The sequence below is a fragment of the Pelagibius marinus genome, assembly GCF_014925385.1.
In the GTDB taxonomy this organism is placed as follows: Bacteria; Pseudomonadota; Alphaproteobacteria; order Kiloniellales; family Kiloniellaceae; genus Pelagibius; species Pelagibius marinus.
This window is the reverse complement of record NZ_JACSDK010000008.1, coordinates 175,495-190,759: the sequence shown is the minus strand read 5'-3', so window position 1 is coordinate 190,759 and position 15,265 is coordinate 175,495. Positions and strand designations below refer to the sequence as shown.

Annotated in this window: 11 protein-coding genes and 1 pseudogene; 3 read left to right on the top strand and 9 right to left on the bottom strand. The window is 67.4% G+C overall.

Annotated features, from left to right (window positions below; genetic code table 11):
* Positions 1-67 precede the first annotated feature (67 nt).
* The 4 genes from H7X47_RS09430 to H7X47_RS09415 all read right to left on the bottom strand — a co-directional run bounded on the left by H7X47_RS09430 (position 68) and on the right by H7X47_RS09415 (position 4,772).
* Positions 68-1,126: a Glu/Leu/Phe/Val dehydrogenase dimerization domain-containing protein gene (locus H7X47_RS09430; RefSeq protein WP_193368406.1), complete on the bottom strand. Its 1,059-nt coding sequence runs from the start codon at positions 1,124-1,126 to the stop codon at positions 68-70.
* A gap of 288 nt (positions 1,127-1,414) precedes the next feature.
* Positions 1,415-2,605: an iron-containing alcohol dehydrogenase gene (locus H7X47_RS09425; RefSeq protein ID WP_193368405.1), complete on the bottom strand. Its 1,191-nt coding sequence runs from the start codon at positions 2,603-2,605 to the stop codon at positions 1,415-1,417.
* Positions 2,606-2,850: 245 nt separating this feature from the next.
* Entirely contained in the window at positions 2,851-4,176 is a 1,326-nt protein-coding gene (locus H7X47_RS09420) for a TRAP transporter large permease (RefSeq protein ID WP_193368404.1), read from the bottom strand.
* Positions 4,173-4,772: a TRAP transporter small permease subunit gene (locus H7X47_RS09415; RefSeq protein WP_319633570.1), complete on the bottom strand. Its 600-nt coding sequence runs from the start codon at positions 4,770-4,772 to the stop codon at positions 4,173-4,175. The genes H7X47_RS09420 and H7X47_RS09415 overlap by 4 nt, the downstream gene beginning before the upstream one ends.
* 768 nt (positions 4,773-5,540) lie before the next feature.
* Here H7X47_RS09415 and H7X47_RS09410 point away from each other — a divergent pair.
* The gene (locus tag H7X47_RS09410) at positions 5,541-6,566 is read left to right on the top strand and encodes a hypothetical protein (protein WP_193368403.1); all 1,026 of its coding nucleotides are present in this window, start codon (positions 5,541-5,543) and stop codon (positions 6,564-6,566) included.
* Positions 6,567-6,790: 224 nt separating this feature from the next.
* Here the strand turns inward: H7X47_RS09410 and H7X47_RS09405 are convergent, their stop codons facing one another.
* Positions 6,791-7,390: a 2-hydroxychromene-2-carboxylate isomerase gene (locus H7X47_RS09405; RefSeq protein WP_193368402.1), complete on the bottom strand. Its 600-nt coding sequence runs from the start codon at positions 7,388-7,390 to the stop codon at positions 6,791-6,793.
* A 197-nt stretch (positions 7,391-7,587) separates the two neighbouring features.
* Between H7X47_RS09405 and H7X47_RS09400 the strand changes: the two genes are divergently transcribed.
* A complete protein-coding gene (locus tag H7X47_RS09400; protein WP_193368401.1) occupies positions 7,588-8,127 on the top strand; it encodes an NMCC_0638 family (lipo)protein in 540 nt (179 codons plus the stop codon).
* Positions 8,128-8,136: 9 nt separating this feature from the next.
* Here H7X47_RS09400 and H7X47_RS09395 read toward each other — a convergent pair whose 3' ends face one another.
* The 4 genes and pseudogenes from H7X47_RS09395 to H7X47_RS09380 all read right to left on the bottom strand — a co-directional run bounded on the left by H7X47_RS09395 (position 8,137) and on the right by H7X47_RS09380 (position 14,325).
* Complete coding sequence (locus H7X47_RS09395) at positions 8,137-9,300, bottom strand: MFS transporter (RefSeq protein ID WP_193368400.1); 1,164 nt, start codon at positions 9,298-9,300, stop codon at positions 8,137-8,139.
* Between the two features lie 392 nt (positions 9,301-9,692).
* A pseudogene (locus H7X47_RS09390) lies at positions 9,693-9,884 on the bottom strand (AMP-binding enzyme); the annotation flags it as partial.
* A 12-nt stretch (positions 9,885-9,896) separates the two neighbouring features.
* Complete coding sequence (locus H7X47_RS09385) at positions 9,897-12,650, bottom strand: cation-transporting P-type ATPase (protein ID WP_319633569.1); 2,754 nt, start codon at positions 12,648-12,650, stop codon at positions 9,897-9,899.
* Positions 12,651-12,672: 22 nt separating this feature from the next.
* The gene (locus tag H7X47_RS09380; RefSeq protein ID WP_193368399.1) at positions 12,673-14,325 is read right to left on the bottom strand and encodes an acyl-CoA synthetase; all 1,653 of its coding nucleotides are present in this window, start codon (positions 14,323-14,325) and stop codon (positions 12,673-12,675) included.
* Positions 14,326-14,425: 100 nt separating this feature from the next.
* Here H7X47_RS09380 and H7X47_RS09375 point away from each other — a divergent pair, with 100 nt between their 5' ends.
* A complete protein-coding gene (locus H7X47_RS09375; RefSeq protein WP_193368398.1) occupies positions 14,426-15,259 on the top strand; it encodes an SDR family oxidoreductase in 834 nt (277 codons plus the stop codon).
* The last annotated feature ends 6 nt before the right edge of the window (positions 15,260-15,265 follow it).

Here is a 15,265-nt window from a genome sequence, read left to right as displayed (position 1 = left end):
GAACATATAGCATGCTCTTCTGGCAACCAGAGAAGGGTCAGGTGAGGGGGTGTTCTTTCGGCCGGTCTTAAGCCGCTTTGGTCGCCTTTGCCGCGGCACCGCGGAAGCGCTCCTCGGCCAGGCGGTCGGCGGCCTCAGAGGTCGCGACCTTCTGGGCGTCGGCACGGCGGAAGATCTCCAGCAGGGTGTCGTGGATCTGCGCCACGTGGGCGAAGGCCTTGGCCTCGTTGTAGTCGGGACCCTCGTGGCTGATGACGATGACGCCGCCGGCGTTGATCACGTAGTCGGGGGCATAGAGGATGCCGCGCCGGCGCAGCGCCTCGCCGTGGCGGGCCTCGGCCAGCTGGTTGTTGGCCGAGCCGGCGACGATCTTGGCCTGCAGTTGCGGCAGGGTCTCGTCGTTGATGGTCGCGCCCAGGGCGCAGGGCGCGTAGATGTCGACCGCCGCCGTGGCGATGGCCTCGGGCGCCACCACCTGGGCGCCGAACTCCCGCACCACCCGGTCCAGGGAGTCCTGCGCGATGTCGGCGACCAGCAACTCGGCGCCTTCGGCGGCCAGATGGCGGCAGAGATAGTAGCCGACGTGGCCGACGCCCTGCACGGCGATGCGCAGGCCGCTCAGGCTGTCGACGCCCAGGCGATGCCTGGCCGCGGCCTTGATGCCCATAAAGACGCCGTAGGCGGTGGCGGGCGAGGGGTCGCCGACGCCGCCGGCGGCAATGCCGGCGACGTGACGGGTTTCCTCGGCCATGATCTCCACGTCGGGCACGGAGATGCCGACGTCCTCGGCGACGCTGTAGCGCCCGCCGAGCGTGTCGACGAAGCGGCCCATGGCGCGGAACAGGGCCTCCGACTTGTCGGCGCGGGGATCGCCGATGATGACCGACTTGCCGCCGCCGTAGTCGAGGCCGGCCAGGGCCGACTTGTAGGTCATGCCGCGCGACAGGCGCAGCGCGTCGGTCAGCGCGTCCTCGTCGCTGGCGTAGGGCCACATCCGGCAGCCGCCCAGCGCGGGGCCGCGGTTGGTGTTGTGAATGGCGATAATGGCTTTCAGGCCGCTGGCGGGGTCGTGGCAGAAGACCACCTGCTCATGGGCGTCGAACTCGTAATGCTCGAAAACAGACATGAGAACCTCTTCATGTTGTGCCCCGTTCCCGATGCTTGCCCCGATGCTTGTTCCGGTGCTTTGCGGTCGCAGCAAGTTCTTCGTTGCCTATAAGCCTTGGCGCTTATGCTTAAGTATTCAATAAGAAGCTGACACTCTTGATAAAATAGACGGATCAATAAACGAAGAGCGCCTGCTCCATATCGGAACAGGCGCCCTCTCGTCGTCTGAAGTAAGATTATTACCGGCGCAAAAGCGTCAGATTTTTTGTGCTCTGCGGAATCGGGATCGGCGGTGCCGAAAGGGATCTCAGAGCCGCCCCTCCAGGGCCATCTCGAACATCCGGCGCATCTCCGCCGCGCCCGCCGGAACGGGGTTGGTCGGCGCCGTGGGGTCCTCGGCGGCGGCCTCGGCGATCTCGTCGATGCGCTCGTCGCCGACGCCCAGGCCGTCCAGCTTCTCCGGAATCTTCAGCTCCGCGCGCAGCGCCAGCACCCAGTCCTGGAAGCCGGTGAAGGAGGCGTTCTCGAGGCCCAGGAAGGCGGCCAGGCGGCCCATCTTGTCCTCGATGGCCGGGCGGTTGAAGGCCAGCACGTAAGGCATGAAGACGGCGTTGGTCAGGCCGTGATGGGTGTCGTAGAGCGCGCCCACCGGGTGGCTCAGGGAGTGGATGGCGCCCAGGCCCTTCTGGAAGGCGGTGGCGCCCATGGAGGCGGCGGCCAGCATGTGGGCGCGGGCGGCCAGGTTCTTGCCGTCGTGCACCGCCGCCGGCAGCCATTCCTTCACCAGGCGGATGCCCTCCACGGCGATGCCCTCGGCCATCGGGTGGTAGCCCGGCGCGCAGTAGGCCTCGATGCAGTGGGCCAGGGCGTCCATGCCGGTGGCCGCGGTGATGTTCGGCGGCAGGCCGACGGTCAGTTCGGGATCTGAGATCACGGTGCTCGGCAGCATCTTCGGGTGGAAGATGATCTTCTTGGTGTGGCTCGCCTCGTCGACGATGACCGAGGCGCGGCCGACCTCCGAGCCGGTGCCGGCGGTGGTCGGCACGGCGACGATGGGGGCGACGCCGTCAGGGTCGACGCGCTTCCAGTTGTCGCCCTTGTCCTCGAAGTCCCACAGCGGGCGGCTCTGGCCGACCATCAGGGCGACCGCCTTGGCGCAGTCCAGGCCGGAGCCGCCGCCGAAGGCGATGACGCCGTCGTGGCCGCCGTCCTTGTAGGCCTTCACGCCTTCCTCGACGTTGTGGCCCACCGGGTTGGGCTTCACCGCGTCGAACAGGCCGGTGGGCAGGCCCTCGGCCTCGTTGGCGGCGATGGCCTCCTTCACCATGGGCAGGCCGGCCAGACCCGGGTCGGTGACCAGCAGGGGCCGCGTCATGCCGAGGGTCTTGCAGGCCTGGCCCAGGTTCTTGATGCGGCCGGGGCCGAAGATCATCTGGGTCGGATAGTTCCAGTTGCCCTTCAGGTTCTGGGGATTGTCGAGAGCGGTGTCGGACGGCATGGGCGGTAGACCTCGGTAGGTGATCGGCCGCCTGAACCGGAGGCCGGGAAAGGAAAAACGAAGGCCGCAGTGAGGCAAAAAACCGGGGGCCGGTCAATGGGACTCAGCGCCGCCGGCCCGGGTAGCTGGGTTGCGCCGGCGGCATTGGGAAGCGGCTCCCGCTCCCCGGTATCGCCCTGCTGGCGAGCCGGGGAGGGGCGACAACGCAAGGTTTCAGGGCAGGCTTAACAATCCGTCCGCGGCCCCTACCCCTGCAGCCTGTAGATATGCGGCAGCCAGAGGGCGATCTGCGGGAAGGCCATGATGATGATCAGCCCGAAGATCATCACCGCTACGAAGGGAATAATCGAGCGGTAGATGTCGGTCAGCGTCACCTCCTTGGGCGCCATGGCGCGCATGAGGAAGAGGTTGTAGCCGAAGGGCGGCGTCATGTAGGCGATCTGGCAGGTGATGGTGTAGAGCACGCCGTACCAGATGAGGTCGAAGCCCAGCAGCTTGACCAGCGGGATGTAGAGCGGCGCCACGATGACCAGCATGGCGGTGTCGTCCAGGAAGGTGCCCATCAGCAGGTAGGAGAGCTGCATGATGATGAGGATCTCCCAGGGCGTCAGGCCCAGGCGGTCGATGAAGAAGCCCTCGATGGCCTTCACCGCGCCCAGGCCGTCGAAGACGGCGCCGAAGCAGAGCGCGGCGAGGATGATCCACATGAACATGCAGGTGATGCCCAGCGTCTTGCGCAGGGTCTCCTCCATCACCTTCACGGTCAGCCGGCGCTTGTAGATCGCGGCCAGGGTGGCGGCCAGGGCGCCGACCGCGGAGCTTTCGGTCAGGTTGGTGTAGCCCAGCAGGAAGAGGCCGGTCATGGAGAAGAAGATGAACAGCGGCAGCAGGCCGGAGCGCAGCAACGCCAGCTTCTCGGGCCAGGGCAGGTCGCGGTCCTCCTTCGGCAGCACCGGGCCGAGCTGCGGCTGGAACCAGCAGCGGATGACGATGTAGACGATGAAGAGGCCGGCCATCATCAGGCCGGGGAAGACGCCCGCCAGCCACAGCTGGCCCACCGGCTGGCGCGCGATCATGCCGTAGAGCACCAGCACCACGCTGGGCGGCACCAGGATGCCCAGTGACGAGCCGGCCTGGATCACGCCGGTCACCATGATCTTGTCGTAGCCGCGGCGCAGCAGTTCCGGCAGGGCGATGGAGGCGCCGATCGCCATGCCGGCGACGGAGAGGCCGTTCATGGCGGAGATCGCCACCATCAGGCCGATGGTGCCGACCGCCAGGCCACCTCTCAAACCGCCGAACCAGACGTGGAACATGCGGTAGAGGTCGCTCGCGATGCCGGACTCCGAGAGCATGTAGCCCATGTAGATGAACAGCGGCAGCGTCAGCAGCGGATACCACTTCATCAGCTTCATGGCGGAGGCGAAGGCCAGCTCCGAGCCGCCGGTGCCCCAGAGGGCGAGGGCGGCGACCACGGCGACGAAGCCGATGGCGCCGAAGACCCGCTGTCCCGTCAAGAGCATCAGCATCATCGACGCGAACATCAGGATGGCAATGAGTTCGTAGCTCATGCGCGCTGCTCCCCCTTGCCGTTACCGTCGCCGTTGCCGTTCAGGTTCACGGCGTCGCTGCTCGGGGTTTCGGGCCGGCCCCAATGCTCCCCCTTCATGCGGGCGATGTCCTTGATCAGGGTGGAGGTGGCCTGCAGCAGCATGAGGAAGATGCCCACGCACATGATGATCTTGATGGGCGCCATCTTGGGGCGCCACAGCGAGGGGCTGACCTCGTTGTATTGCAGCGCGTACTGGGTGCTGGAGATGCCGCCATAGAGCAGCAGGACGAGGTAGAAGATCAGGAAGCAGATGGTGACCACGTCCATCATGGCCTTGGTGCTGTCCTTCCAGGTGCCGTACAGCAGGTCCATGCGCACGTGGTCGCCGAGCTGCATGGAATAGGCGCCGCCCAGCAGGAAGTAGGCGACCATCAGGAACTCCGACATCTCGTTCGGCCACCACGAAGGGGCGAAGAGGATGCCGGTCAGCGCCTTGTTGACGGAGGACCACAGCAGCACGCCCATCATGGCGAAGATCATGAGCATGGTGATCCGGCCGATGACGCGGTTAAATTCGTCGACGACGGTGACGTAGGTTTTCAGAAGGTTTCGCACTGTCTTCTTCCTGTTCGCTCGCCTGTCTTTCGGGCCGTCGCCGGGGCCGCCAGGGCCGGAAGGTCATAGGGGCCGCAAGGTTAGAGTGGTTCGGCGGGGCGGTCGAGATGGACGAAAGCGATTATCGGATTGGCGGGCAGGGTCCCGCCTGGTTCAACGATCCGGTGATGCGCCTGGAGCCGCCGCCCGGCGGCGCGGCGTTCCGGGGCCGCCCTTGGCTCCGGCGAAGCGTTTCAGGCCCTGCCGCTCGAGATAGAGGGCGCCCAAGCCCGGGCTGGCGCCGCCGGCCCGCGTCTCTTCCTGGCTCATGGTCTCGTTGGTCCCCCGATCGCCGATCCCTGTACACAAAAAAACTGGCCCCGGCCAAGCTGCCGGGGCGGTGGGATTTTCCCCTTGTCCGCGGCTCAGGCGGCCGCGGTGCCGGCTATCTTAGGGCCCCCGCGAAGGCCGATCAATTTCCGTGATCGCGGTTTTCCGGGGTCTCGGGCGCCTTGCGAGAGTCGGGCGGTCCTCCGGCAGCCTGGGGTTGTCTATCGCCGGGACCTGCCGGAAGGGGTGGGATTCCTGGCATCCCGGCGGCCGGGAATGCCCCAGGCAGGTCACAGGAATCCCGTCTCGGGCTAAGGATTCCTTCACCTTCGATTGCATAAAATCCAAGATAATTTGGATCACCCATTTGGCGTCATCGAGCGCAGCGGAGGGCAGGAAAGCCCTTCCGGTCCGGCCCCGGGTAAGGGCCCCGGCGCGCCGCCTCAGGAGGAGGACACCATGCTTCCCTCACTGCAAGACCTTCCCGGCTTCTTCCCCGGGATCTTCAATCGTGGCGAAGGCGCCGCGGCGGCCGAGCAGGCCGGGCGCGGGCAGGGCCAGCGCCAGCACGTGGACCATCAGAACGTTGGCCGCGGCCATCACGGCCGCGACAGCCTGCGGCTGTCGCCGGAGGCCCAGGCGGCGGAGAACACCGCCGAGGACGCGGAGGGCAGCGGCGACGCCGTCGCCGAGACCGAGGGCAAGTCCGCGCTGGGCCAGGCCGGCGGCTTCCTGCGCAAGGCGCTGGAGGCCCTGCGCCATGACCTCGGCAAGGCGCTGAAGGCCTTCGGCTTCGACAGCGCCGCCGTGGAGAACTTCACAAAGGCCTTCGTCGAGCCGGTGCTCGACGCCCTGAAGGACGGGGTGAACTTCACCGCCGAGCTGTCCTTCGCCGCTTTCAGCCAGGTGACCACCATTTCCGGCGGCAACGTCAGCCAGTCCACCTCGCTGGTCGCCCAGTCGCTGGAGATCGAGGTCAACCGGGACACCGGCGAGGTTTCCGTCTCCGTCGCCAAGCTCAGCTTCGAGCAGCAGATCCAGGCGACCGGCGTCGAAGGTGCCGGAAGTGCTGGGGGCCAGGTGCCGCTGCTGGTTATCGATCCCGACGATCTCGCCACCCCGCAGGAACTGGCCCAGAAGATCCTGGACGGCGCCGCGCAGCCGGTCGAGACGCCTGATGCCGAGGCCGGCGACGCCGTCGAAACCCTGCCCGCCGAGGGCGAGGAAACGGCGCCGGCTGAGGGCGAGGAGACCGAAGTCCCCGCCGGCGAGCTGGAGCAGACCCTGGCCGAGGTGCGCAGGCAGCTGGCCGAAGACGCGGTCGACCTGCAGACCCGCCTGACCATCTACGCGGTCAGCACCTACAAGAACGACAAGGGTGAGTCGATCACCAAGCTGCTGCTCGACGCGCAGCTCAAGATCACCTCGCTGGAAAACGATGCAACGGCTCAGGAGGAGGCGGAAAGCCTCAATCTCGTGGCCTAAAGGCCGCGGGGGTCGGAAGCTCGCAAAAAGGGGCCCTCCGGGGCCCCTTTTTCTTTTTGCCGCCAAAGGGTCTGCGATTTACCCCCCACCCTAGCCCTCCCCCACAAGGGGGGAGGGGAAGGCAGCGGAGCACAGCTCATAAAAACATTCCCTCCCCCTTCGATGGGGGAGGGCTAGGGTGGGGGTGACACTCTGTCAACGTGAAGCTGCTTGCCGTTAAGCCGTCAGCCCTCGCTGAGCGCCCGGTCGAGGAAGTCCAGGCGGTCCTGGCCCCAGAAGATCTCGTCCTTGTAGACATAGCTCGGCGCGCCGAAGACGCCGCGGGCGATGGCGTCCTCGGTCTGCTTGTCGTAGCGTTTCTGCGTGGCTTCTTCCTGGGCCTTGGCCAGCAGGGCCTCGGCGTCGTGGCCGGTCTCCTGGGCGATGGCCTTGCAGGTGTCTTCGTCGGCGATGTCGCGCTCCTGCTCCCAGACGGCTTTGCCGAAGGCCTGGGCCAGCTCCAGCGGCTTGCCGCCGGTCTCCGCGGCGGCCAGGACCATGCAGGCGGCCAGGCGGTCGTTGGCCGGGAAGAACTTGGGCTCCAGATTGATCGGGATGTCCAGGTGCTTGCGCCAGCGCTTCAGCTCCATCATGCGGTAGGCCTGGCGTTCGGGCGCGCGCTTGGCCAGCGGCAGGCCGCCGGTGCGCGGGAAGACTTCGCCGAAGTTCACCGGCGTCACGCGGACCTCGGCGCCGTGGCGCGCGGCGATCTCGGCGAGTCGCTGGCTGCCCAGGTAGGTCCAGGGCGAAATCAGGGTCAGGTAGTAGTCGATCACTTTGCTCATGGCGGCCTGCGGATCCTCCGAGATTGATTGCCGGAAGCGTTCCGGGCTTCCTTTGTTCAGTGACTAGCGCGCAACGCGGCGCCGGTCCAGCCCCCAGGGGCGAGGGCGGGCAAGGGTGGGCGAGGGGGGTCGCCCCTGCCGGCCCGACCTGCTAGGGTCGCGGCCTTGCAAAACCTTGGAGAAGACGGCAGCCAATCATGCGGATCACGATCGCGAGAGCGGGAACAATGCTGGGCCTGCTGCTGGCCCTGACGGCCCAACCAGTCCGGGCGGCGGACCAGGCGCGCGAGGTGGTGGGGCTCTTCGTGCAATCCTGCCTGAAACATGTTGAGGACACGCGCGACCTGCGCGACTGGATCAAGGCCACGCCGCAGCTGCGGCAGTTTCCGCAGCAGCAGGCGCAGGCCTTCCTTGAGGGCAAGCGCGGCGAGGTCTGGTCGGCGGAGAACGACGCCGGCCTCTTCGCCCTGGTGCTCTTCGCCGACGACACCTGCAGCGTGATCGCGCAGCAGGCCAGCGCCGACCAGGTCTCGCTGGTGTTTTCTGAATACGTGCGCCGCAAGGGCCTGCCGCTCGACAAGATCGGTGACCGCCGCGAGTACATCCGCAGCATCGACCAGCGCGAGGAAACCTACCGTTCCAGCTCGGGGCGCATCCTCTACGAGGTGGTGCTGATCACCTCCAAGTCGCCGCGCGCCGACGCCCAGGCCATCCTCACCACGCGCCCGAACCGCTAGGCACGCCCGCTAGCCGGGCTTTGCCGGGGCCTCCCGGCTACGGTGCAAGGCGAGGGCCTGCAGCGCGAAGGCGCCGGCTAGCAGGGCGTAGGCGGCCAGGGCGCCGCTCGCTTCCGCCAAGTACCCGACAGCGACAGGGCCGACAAAATACCCCAGCCCCCACGACAGGTAGTAACTGCCGGAGATCGTGCCTTTCAGTGCCGCGGGTACGCAGTCGTTCAGGTAGGCCATGGAGGCGACGCAGAAGATGCCGAGGCCCAGGCTGGCCAGTGTCAGGGCGCCGAAGGTCCAGGGCTGGGGTAGCGGAGTGAAGCTGGCGAAGCCGGCTGCCGCCAGAACCAAGCCGGCCACCATGTAGGGATGCCGCCCTTGCCTGTCCGACAGTGGTCCGGCGACGATCTGCGAGAGGCTTATCGCCCCGTAGAACAGGGCGAAAACGACGGCTGTCGAAGAGGCGCTGAAGCCTTTTGCGTGAACCAGCGAGGCCGGTAGCACGCTGATGAAGATGCCGTAGCCGGCGCCGTAGAGAAAGATGCCGGACAGCGCGGTCAGCGGGCCGCGCAGCCTTAGCAGGGCGAGGGTTTCTCCCAGGCTCGCGGGCTTGCCGACGATCTGCTCCTTTGGTGTGGGGCGGCGCGGCAGCAGCAGCACCGTGACGCCGCCCAGGCCGCACAAGGCAGCGAAGACGAGAAAGGGCAGCTGTCCTTCGCCCCTTGGGAACAACAGGATTCCAAGCAGAGGGCCGGCCGCCAGCCCGGTGTGGATCGCCGCGTTGTAGAGGCCGATGACCCGGCCTTTCGCCTGCGGATAGGCGAGCGACAGCAGGGCCGGTCCCAAGGCCCAGATGGGTGCTTCCCCCAAGCCCTGGATGAAGCGGCCGAGGTAGAGTGCCTTCGGTGAAGCGGCGTAGAAGAACAGAACGCCGGAAAGGGCGCAGAGGCCGTAGCCCAGCAACAGGAAAGGCTTCACGCCCAAACGATCGGCGAACCTTCCGAGGGGAAGCTGAATCAGAACATAGGAGATGGCGAAGGATGACGCGATGAAGCCCGCGCTTTGCAGAGATCCGGAGAGAAGCATCACGCGCTGCGGCAGCAGCGGTACGATCATGCCGACGCCGACCATTAGCAGGGAAGCGGCAACGCCGATAACGAAAAGAAGCTTGAGACTGGACATGGCCAGATACCCCATGCAGCGGGCCGAACACGGCCCTGCAACGGCGCCATGCCGACACAGACGGTCTTGCGCGGTTGCGTATTACTGGTGATGAGGGAAAGGGGGGCGTGGCCGCATTACGTCAGGCGCGTAGGCAACACGCGACAGGAAGCCTGTGCGGTGGGCACTCCCGAAACTTCTCCCTCGGCAAACGATCCCGGCGGCAGGTGAAACCTGCCCTGCCGGAAAGTTCAATTGCCCGGAGGGGGAGGAGGGGAGGCTAGAAACAGGAAGGTCTTTTCCGCGTGGTCCATGACCTGTCGATTGCCCTTATTGCCAAACTGCCCGCTGCTGCGGGCGCTCGGCCTTTATAGAAGGGGCAGCCACGGCTTGGCAAGCTACCCCGCGCTTCATCATGCCTTCGCGGTTGCGCCGGCATTTTGCTCCCGCAGGGCCCTGCGGATGATCTTGCCGGTGGCGGTCATCGGCAGGCTGTCGACGAAGGCGACCTCGCGCGGGTATTCGTGGGCGGTAAGGCGTGTCTTCACGTAGTCCTGAATCTCGCGCACCAGCGCGTCATCGCCCTGGCGGCCTTCCTTCACCACGCGGCCGAACCGCTAGGCGCTGCGTCCGGGCCGGAGCCAGGCCGCCACGCGCTTTTCCAGTTCGACGATCAGCAAGAGCGCCACGCCCACGGCGAAGATCGGCAGGCACTGGTCGAGGGACAGCGCCTCACTGCCGAACAGCGCCTGCATCGGCGGCAGGTAGGTGAAGGCGACCTGAGCGACCACCACCGTAGCGACGCCGATCAGCACGGCACGCGTGCCGAGCAGGCCCCGCCAGGTCAGCGAGGTGCCGTGCACGTAGCGCACGCTGAAGAGATAAAAGATCTCCATGACCACGAGGGCATTCACGACCATGGTCCGTGCCGTCTCCGGCGACAGGCCGCGCCCGGTCGCCCATAAGTAGACGCCGAAGGTGCCGGCGACCATAAGCGCCGAGACGAAGGCGATACGCCACAGCAGCCGTCCCGACAGCAGGCGCTGGCCGGCCGGCCGCGCCGGACGGCGCATGGCATTGGCCTCAGTCGGCTCAAAGGCCAGCGTGAGTCCGAGGGCGACGGCGGTGATCATGTTGATCCAGAGGATCTGCACCGGAGTTACCGGCAGGGCGAGGCCGAGGAGGATCGCCAGGACGATGGTGAAGGCCTCGCCGCCGTTGGTCGGCAGCGTCCAGGCGATCACCTTCGTGAGGTTGTCGTAAACGGTGCGCCCCTCACGCACCGCCGCCACGATGGAGGCGAAGTTGTCGTCGGCCAGAACCATTTCGCTGGCTTCCTTGGCCGCCTCAGTGCCCTTGCCGCCCATGGCGACGCCGACGTCTGCGCGCTTGAGCGCCGGTGCGTCATTCACCCCGTCGCCGGTCATCGCGATGATCGAGCCGTCGGCCTGAAGCGATTCGACCAGACGCAGCTTGTGCTCCGGACTGGTGCGGGCGAAGACCGTGGCGTCGCGGGCGTGGGCGTGGAAATCGTCGCCGTCGGCGTTGTCCAGATCGTGGCCGGTCACCGCCTTGGGGTCGTCGTCCAGACCCAGCTGCAGGGCGATGGTCCGGGCAGTGGCGGCGTGGTCGCCGGTGATCATCTTCACCCGGATTCCCGCCGCCCGGCATTCCGCCACAGCGGCAATGGCTTCCGGGCGCGGCGGATCGATCAGACCGACAAGTCCGAGCAGACAGAGGCCGCTTTCGACGTCGCCGGGGGCGATCGTTTCGCTGCCCGCGGGAAGGCTGTGCCGGGCCAGAGCGATGACCCGCTGGCCGGCCGCCGCCAGGGTCTCGATCTCGCGGTGCCAGCGCGCCGCATCGAGCGGCCGGTCGCCGTCGGGCGTGGCTTCTTCGGTGCACATGTCCACCAGGCGCTCCGGCGCGCCCTTGACGTAGGCCACCGGCGGACGGCCCTGCCGCGCGTGCAGGGTCGCCATGTAGCGGTGGCGGGAGTCGAAGGGGATTTCGTCCAGCCGCGAAAATCGCGCGCGGGCACTGCCGGGATCGTGCCTGGCCTTCAGCGCCAGCGACACCAGGGCTCCCTCCATCGGATCGCCGTCGACGATCCAGGTGCCGTCGAGCTGGCGCAGTTGGGCGTCGTTGCACAGCAGCCCGGCCAGGCTCAGCTCCTCCAACACCGGATAGGCGGGCGGATCGATGAGCCCGCCGGCGACACGGAAGACGCCTTCCGGCTGGTAGCCCGCGCCCTCGACGTCGAAGGTGGCCAGCGCGGTGACGACTTTGCCGGCCGTCATCTCGTTGCGGGTCAGCGTGCCGGTCTTGTCGGAGCAGATGATCGAGACCGAGCCGAGAGTCTCCACGGCCGGCAGGCGCCGGATGATCGCATTGCGGCTGGCCATGCGCTGCACGCCGACGGCCAAGGTGATGGTCATCACCGCAGGCAGGCCCTCCGGGATCGCCGCGACGGCGAGGCCGACCACGGCCATGAAGGCCTCGTCCAACGCGTAGGCCTGTACGAGGGTGGCATAGCCGAAGACCAGCACCGAGATCGAGAGCACTGCGAAGGTGACCTGCTTGGCGAAGTGGTCCATCTGGCGCACCAGCGGTGTCGTCAGGCGCTCGACCGCGCCGATCATGCGGCTGATGCGACCCAGTTCGGTGGCTGCCCCGGTGGCGACGGCCACGCCGCTGCCCTGGCCGGCGGTGACGAATGTCCCGGAAAATGCCATGGAGAAGCGGTCGCCCAGGGAGGCCTGGGCATCCACCGCCGCGGTCGACTTGTCGACGGGCACTGACTCACCGGTGAGGATTGCTTCGTCGATGCGCAGGTTGCGCGCCCGGATAAGGCGCAGATCGGCGGGGACCCGGTCGCCCGCCTCCAGCAGCACGACGTCCCCGGGCACCAGGCTGTCGGCGCGGACCGTCACCCGGCGGCCGCCACGCAGGACCGAGGCATTCGGGTCGATCATGGCGCGGATCGCCTCCAGCGCCCTCTCGGCGCGGCCTTCCTGGACGAAACCGATCACGGCATTGACCAGAACGACGGCGAAGATCACCAGGGCGTCGGTACCGTGGCCGATTGCCGCCGCCAGCATGCCGGCCGCGATCAGGACATAGATCAACAGATTGTGGAAATGCACCAGGAAACGCATGACGGCGCCGCGCGGCCGCTTTTGCGGCAGGCGGTTAGGACCGAAGGCCTCCAGGCGCCGGCCGGCTTCGTCCTCCGCCAGGCCGCCCGGCGCACTTTGCAGCGCCGCAAGAGCGGCTGCCTGATCCAAGGTATGCCAGTCCTGTTGCATGGCCGTGGGCAGCGGCGAAGCCTGCTCTTGCTTCTGTTCAGGCGTAGGTGGCGAAACCGGCATGCTGCAAGTTACTCCCTCCTGGTTAGCCGGACGAGGTTTCTCGCCCGGACTCTTCCCGCAGCGCCTTGCGGATGATCTTGCCGGTGGCGGTCATCGGCAGGCTGTCGACGAAGGCGACCTCGCGCGGATACTCGTGGGCGGCGAGGCGGGTCTTCACGAAGTCCTGGATCTCGCGCACCAGCGCATCGTCGCCGCTGCGTCCTTCCTTCAGCACGATGAAGGCCTTCACCCGCTCGGTGCGCACCGGGTCGGGCACGCCTACAGCCGCCGCCAGGGCGACGGCGGGATGCTTGAGAAGACAATCTTCGATCTCGCCCGGGCCGATGCGGTAGCCGCCGGAGGTGATGACATCGTCGTCACGCCCGACGAAGCGCAGGTAGCCGTCCTCGTCCATGGCGCCCATGTCGCCGGTCATCAGCCAGTCGCCGCGGAACTTGGCCGCCGTGGCCTCCGGGTTCTGCCAGTACTCCAGGAACATCACCGGGTCGGGGCGCTGCACGGCGATGGTGCCGGCCTCGCCCGTGGGAACCTCGTTACCGGCGTCGTCAATGATCGCGACGCGGTGGCCCGGGACGGGGCGGCCCATGGAGCCGGGTTTGACCGGCATGATCTCGGCGCAGTTGGAGACCACCAGGTTGCACTCGGTCTGGCCGTAGAACTCGTTCACGGTGACGCCGAAGGCCTCCTTCGACCATTCCAGCATCTCGGCGCCCAGGGTCTCGCCGCCGCTGCCGATGGAGCGCAGCTTCATGTTCCAGCGCCCGGCGGGGTTTTCCACGCTGCGCATGATCTTCAGCGCCGTGGGCGGCAGGAAGGAATTGCGCACGCCGAAGTCGGCCAGCAGCTTGAAGGCCTTCTCGGGATCGAACTTGGCGAAGCGGTGGGCCAGCACCGGCACGCCGTGGTGCCAGGCCGGCAGCAGCACGTCCAGGAGGCCGCCGATCCAGGCCCAGTCCGCCGGGGTCCAGAAGAGATCGCCCGGCTGCGGCAGGAAGTTCTGCGGCAGCTCCACGCCGGGCAGGTGGCCCAGCAGCACACGGTGGGCGTGCAGCGCGCCCTTGGGCGGCCCGGTGGTGCCGGAGGTATAGATGATGAGGGCGGGATCGTTGGCCAGGGTGTCGACCGGCAGGAAGCCGTCGGAGGCGCGTTCCAGCAGGCGGTGCCAGTCGAGGGCCTCTCCCCCTTCCCCTGGGCCATCGATGGAGATGATGGTCTCTAGGGCCGGCAGTTCGTTGCGGATGGCTTCCAGCTTGGCGAGGCCCGCCTGGTCGGTGATCACCACCTTGGCGCCGGAGTTGGCGAGGCGGTACTGCAGCGCTTCCTCGCCGAAGAGGGCGAAGAGCGGCACCGCGATGGCGCCCAGCTTGTAGGTCGCGAGATGCGCGATGGCGGTCTCCGGACCCTGGGCCAGCAGGATGGCGACCCTGTCGCCTTCCTCCACGCCCTGGGTTTCCAGCACGTTGGCGCAGCGGTTGGAGAGGCGCTTCAGGTCCTTGAAGCTGTAGCGGGTCTCCCGGCCGTCGTCGTGCAGGTGGATCAGCGCCAGGCGGTCGCCACCCCCGTTGCTGTCTTGGGCCCACTTGTCGCAGGCGTCGACGCCGATGTTGTAGTGCTCGGGGATCCGCCAGCGGAACCGGGCCGCCAACTCCTCGTAACTTGCCGCTTTGGTCAGCATACTTGTATCACCGGCTCCGGAATTGAGGCGCACCATAGCCAAAGGGCGCCGGGGAGGGTACTAAACTGCGGTCGACCTACGTTTCGTGAGGCCCCTTCCTATGTTCCAGAGCGATCTTCTGCAAGACAAGTGCATCCTTATCACCGGCGGCGGCACCGGCCTGGGCAAGGCCATGGGCCGGCGGGTGCTGGAACTGGGCGCGCGCCTGGTGATCTGCGGGCGCCGCCAGGGCGTTCTGGAGGAAACCCGCGAGGAGTTCGACGAGGCCTTCCCGAACCGCACCCGCGCCATCCCCTGCGACCTGCGCGACCCGGCCCAGGTCGAGGCCATGGTCAACCGCATCTGGGACGAGGGCTCGCTGGACGCCCTGGTGAACAACGCCGCCGGCAACTTTCTGGCCCGCACCGAGAGCCTCTCGCCGCGCGCCCTGGACGCCGTGCTGGCCATTGTCATGCACGGCACCGCCTATGTGACCCTGGCCTGCGGCAAGCGCTGGCTGGCCGAGGGGCACCCGGGTAACGTGCTCTCCATCGTCGCCACCTATGCCGAGACCGGCTCGCCCTTCGTGGTGCCCTCGGCCATGGCCAAGGCGGGGGTGCTGGCCATGACCCGCTCCCTGGCGGTGGAGTGGGGCGGGCGGGGCATCCGCCTCAACGCCATCGCGCCGGGGCCCTTCCCGACCGAGGGCGCCTGGGCGCGCCTGGTGCCCAACGAGGCGATGAACCGGGCCTGGATGAACAAGATCCCGCTGGGCCGCGTCGGCGAGCACCGCGAGCTGGCCGACCTGGCCGCCTTCCTGCTGGCCGAGGGCTCCGCCTACATCAACGGCGAGGTGGTCACCATCGACGGCGGCGAATGGCTGAAGGGCGCTGGACAGTTCTCCCTCATGGAGAACCTCAGACCCGAGGATTGGGCCGCGATGAAGGCGCGCTAGTCCGAA

Excerpts from the sequence above, each read along its gene's own strand:
- H7X47_RS09430 (WP_193368406.1), bottom strand. The coding sequence starts at position 1,126 with ATGTCTGTTTTCGAGCATTACGAGTTCGACGCCCATGAGCAGGTGGTC.
- H7X47_RS09425 (WP_193368405.1), bottom strand. The coding sequence starts at position 2,605 with ATGCCGTCCGACACCGCTCTCGACAATCCCCAGAACCTGAAGGGCAAC.
- H7X47_RS09420 (WP_193368404.1), bottom strand. The coding sequence starts at position 4,176 with ATGAGCTACGAACTCATTGCCATCCTGATGTTCGCGTCGATGATGCTG.
- H7X47_RS09410 (WP_193368403.1), top strand. The coding sequence starts at position 5,541 with ATGCTTCCCTCACTGCAAGACCTTCCCGGCTTCTTCCCCGGGATCTTC.
- H7X47_RS09405 (WP_193368402.1), bottom strand. The coding sequence starts at position 7,390 with ATGAGCAAAGTGATCGACTACTACCTGACCCTGATTTCGCCCTGGACC.
- H7X47_RS09400 (WP_193368401.1), top strand. The coding sequence starts at position 7,588 with ATGCGGATCACGATCGCGAGAGCGGGAACAATGCTGGGCCTGCTGCTG.
- H7X47_RS09395 (WP_193368400.1), bottom strand. The coding sequence starts at position 9,300 with ATGTCCAGTCTCAAGCTTCTTTTCGTTATCGGCGTTGCCGCTTCCCTG.
- H7X47_RS09385 (WP_319633569.1), bottom strand. The coding sequence starts at position 12,650 with ATGCCGGTTTCGCCACCTACGCCTGAACAGAAGCAAGAGCAGGCTTCG.
- H7X47_RS09380 (WP_193368399.1), bottom strand. The coding sequence starts at position 14,325 with ATGCTGACCAAAGCGGCAAGTTACGAGGAGTTGGCGGCCCGGTTCCGC.
- H7X47_RS09375 (WP_193368398.1), top strand. The coding sequence starts at position 14,426 with ATGTTCCAGAGCGATCTTCTGCAAGACAAGTGCATCCTTATCACCGGC.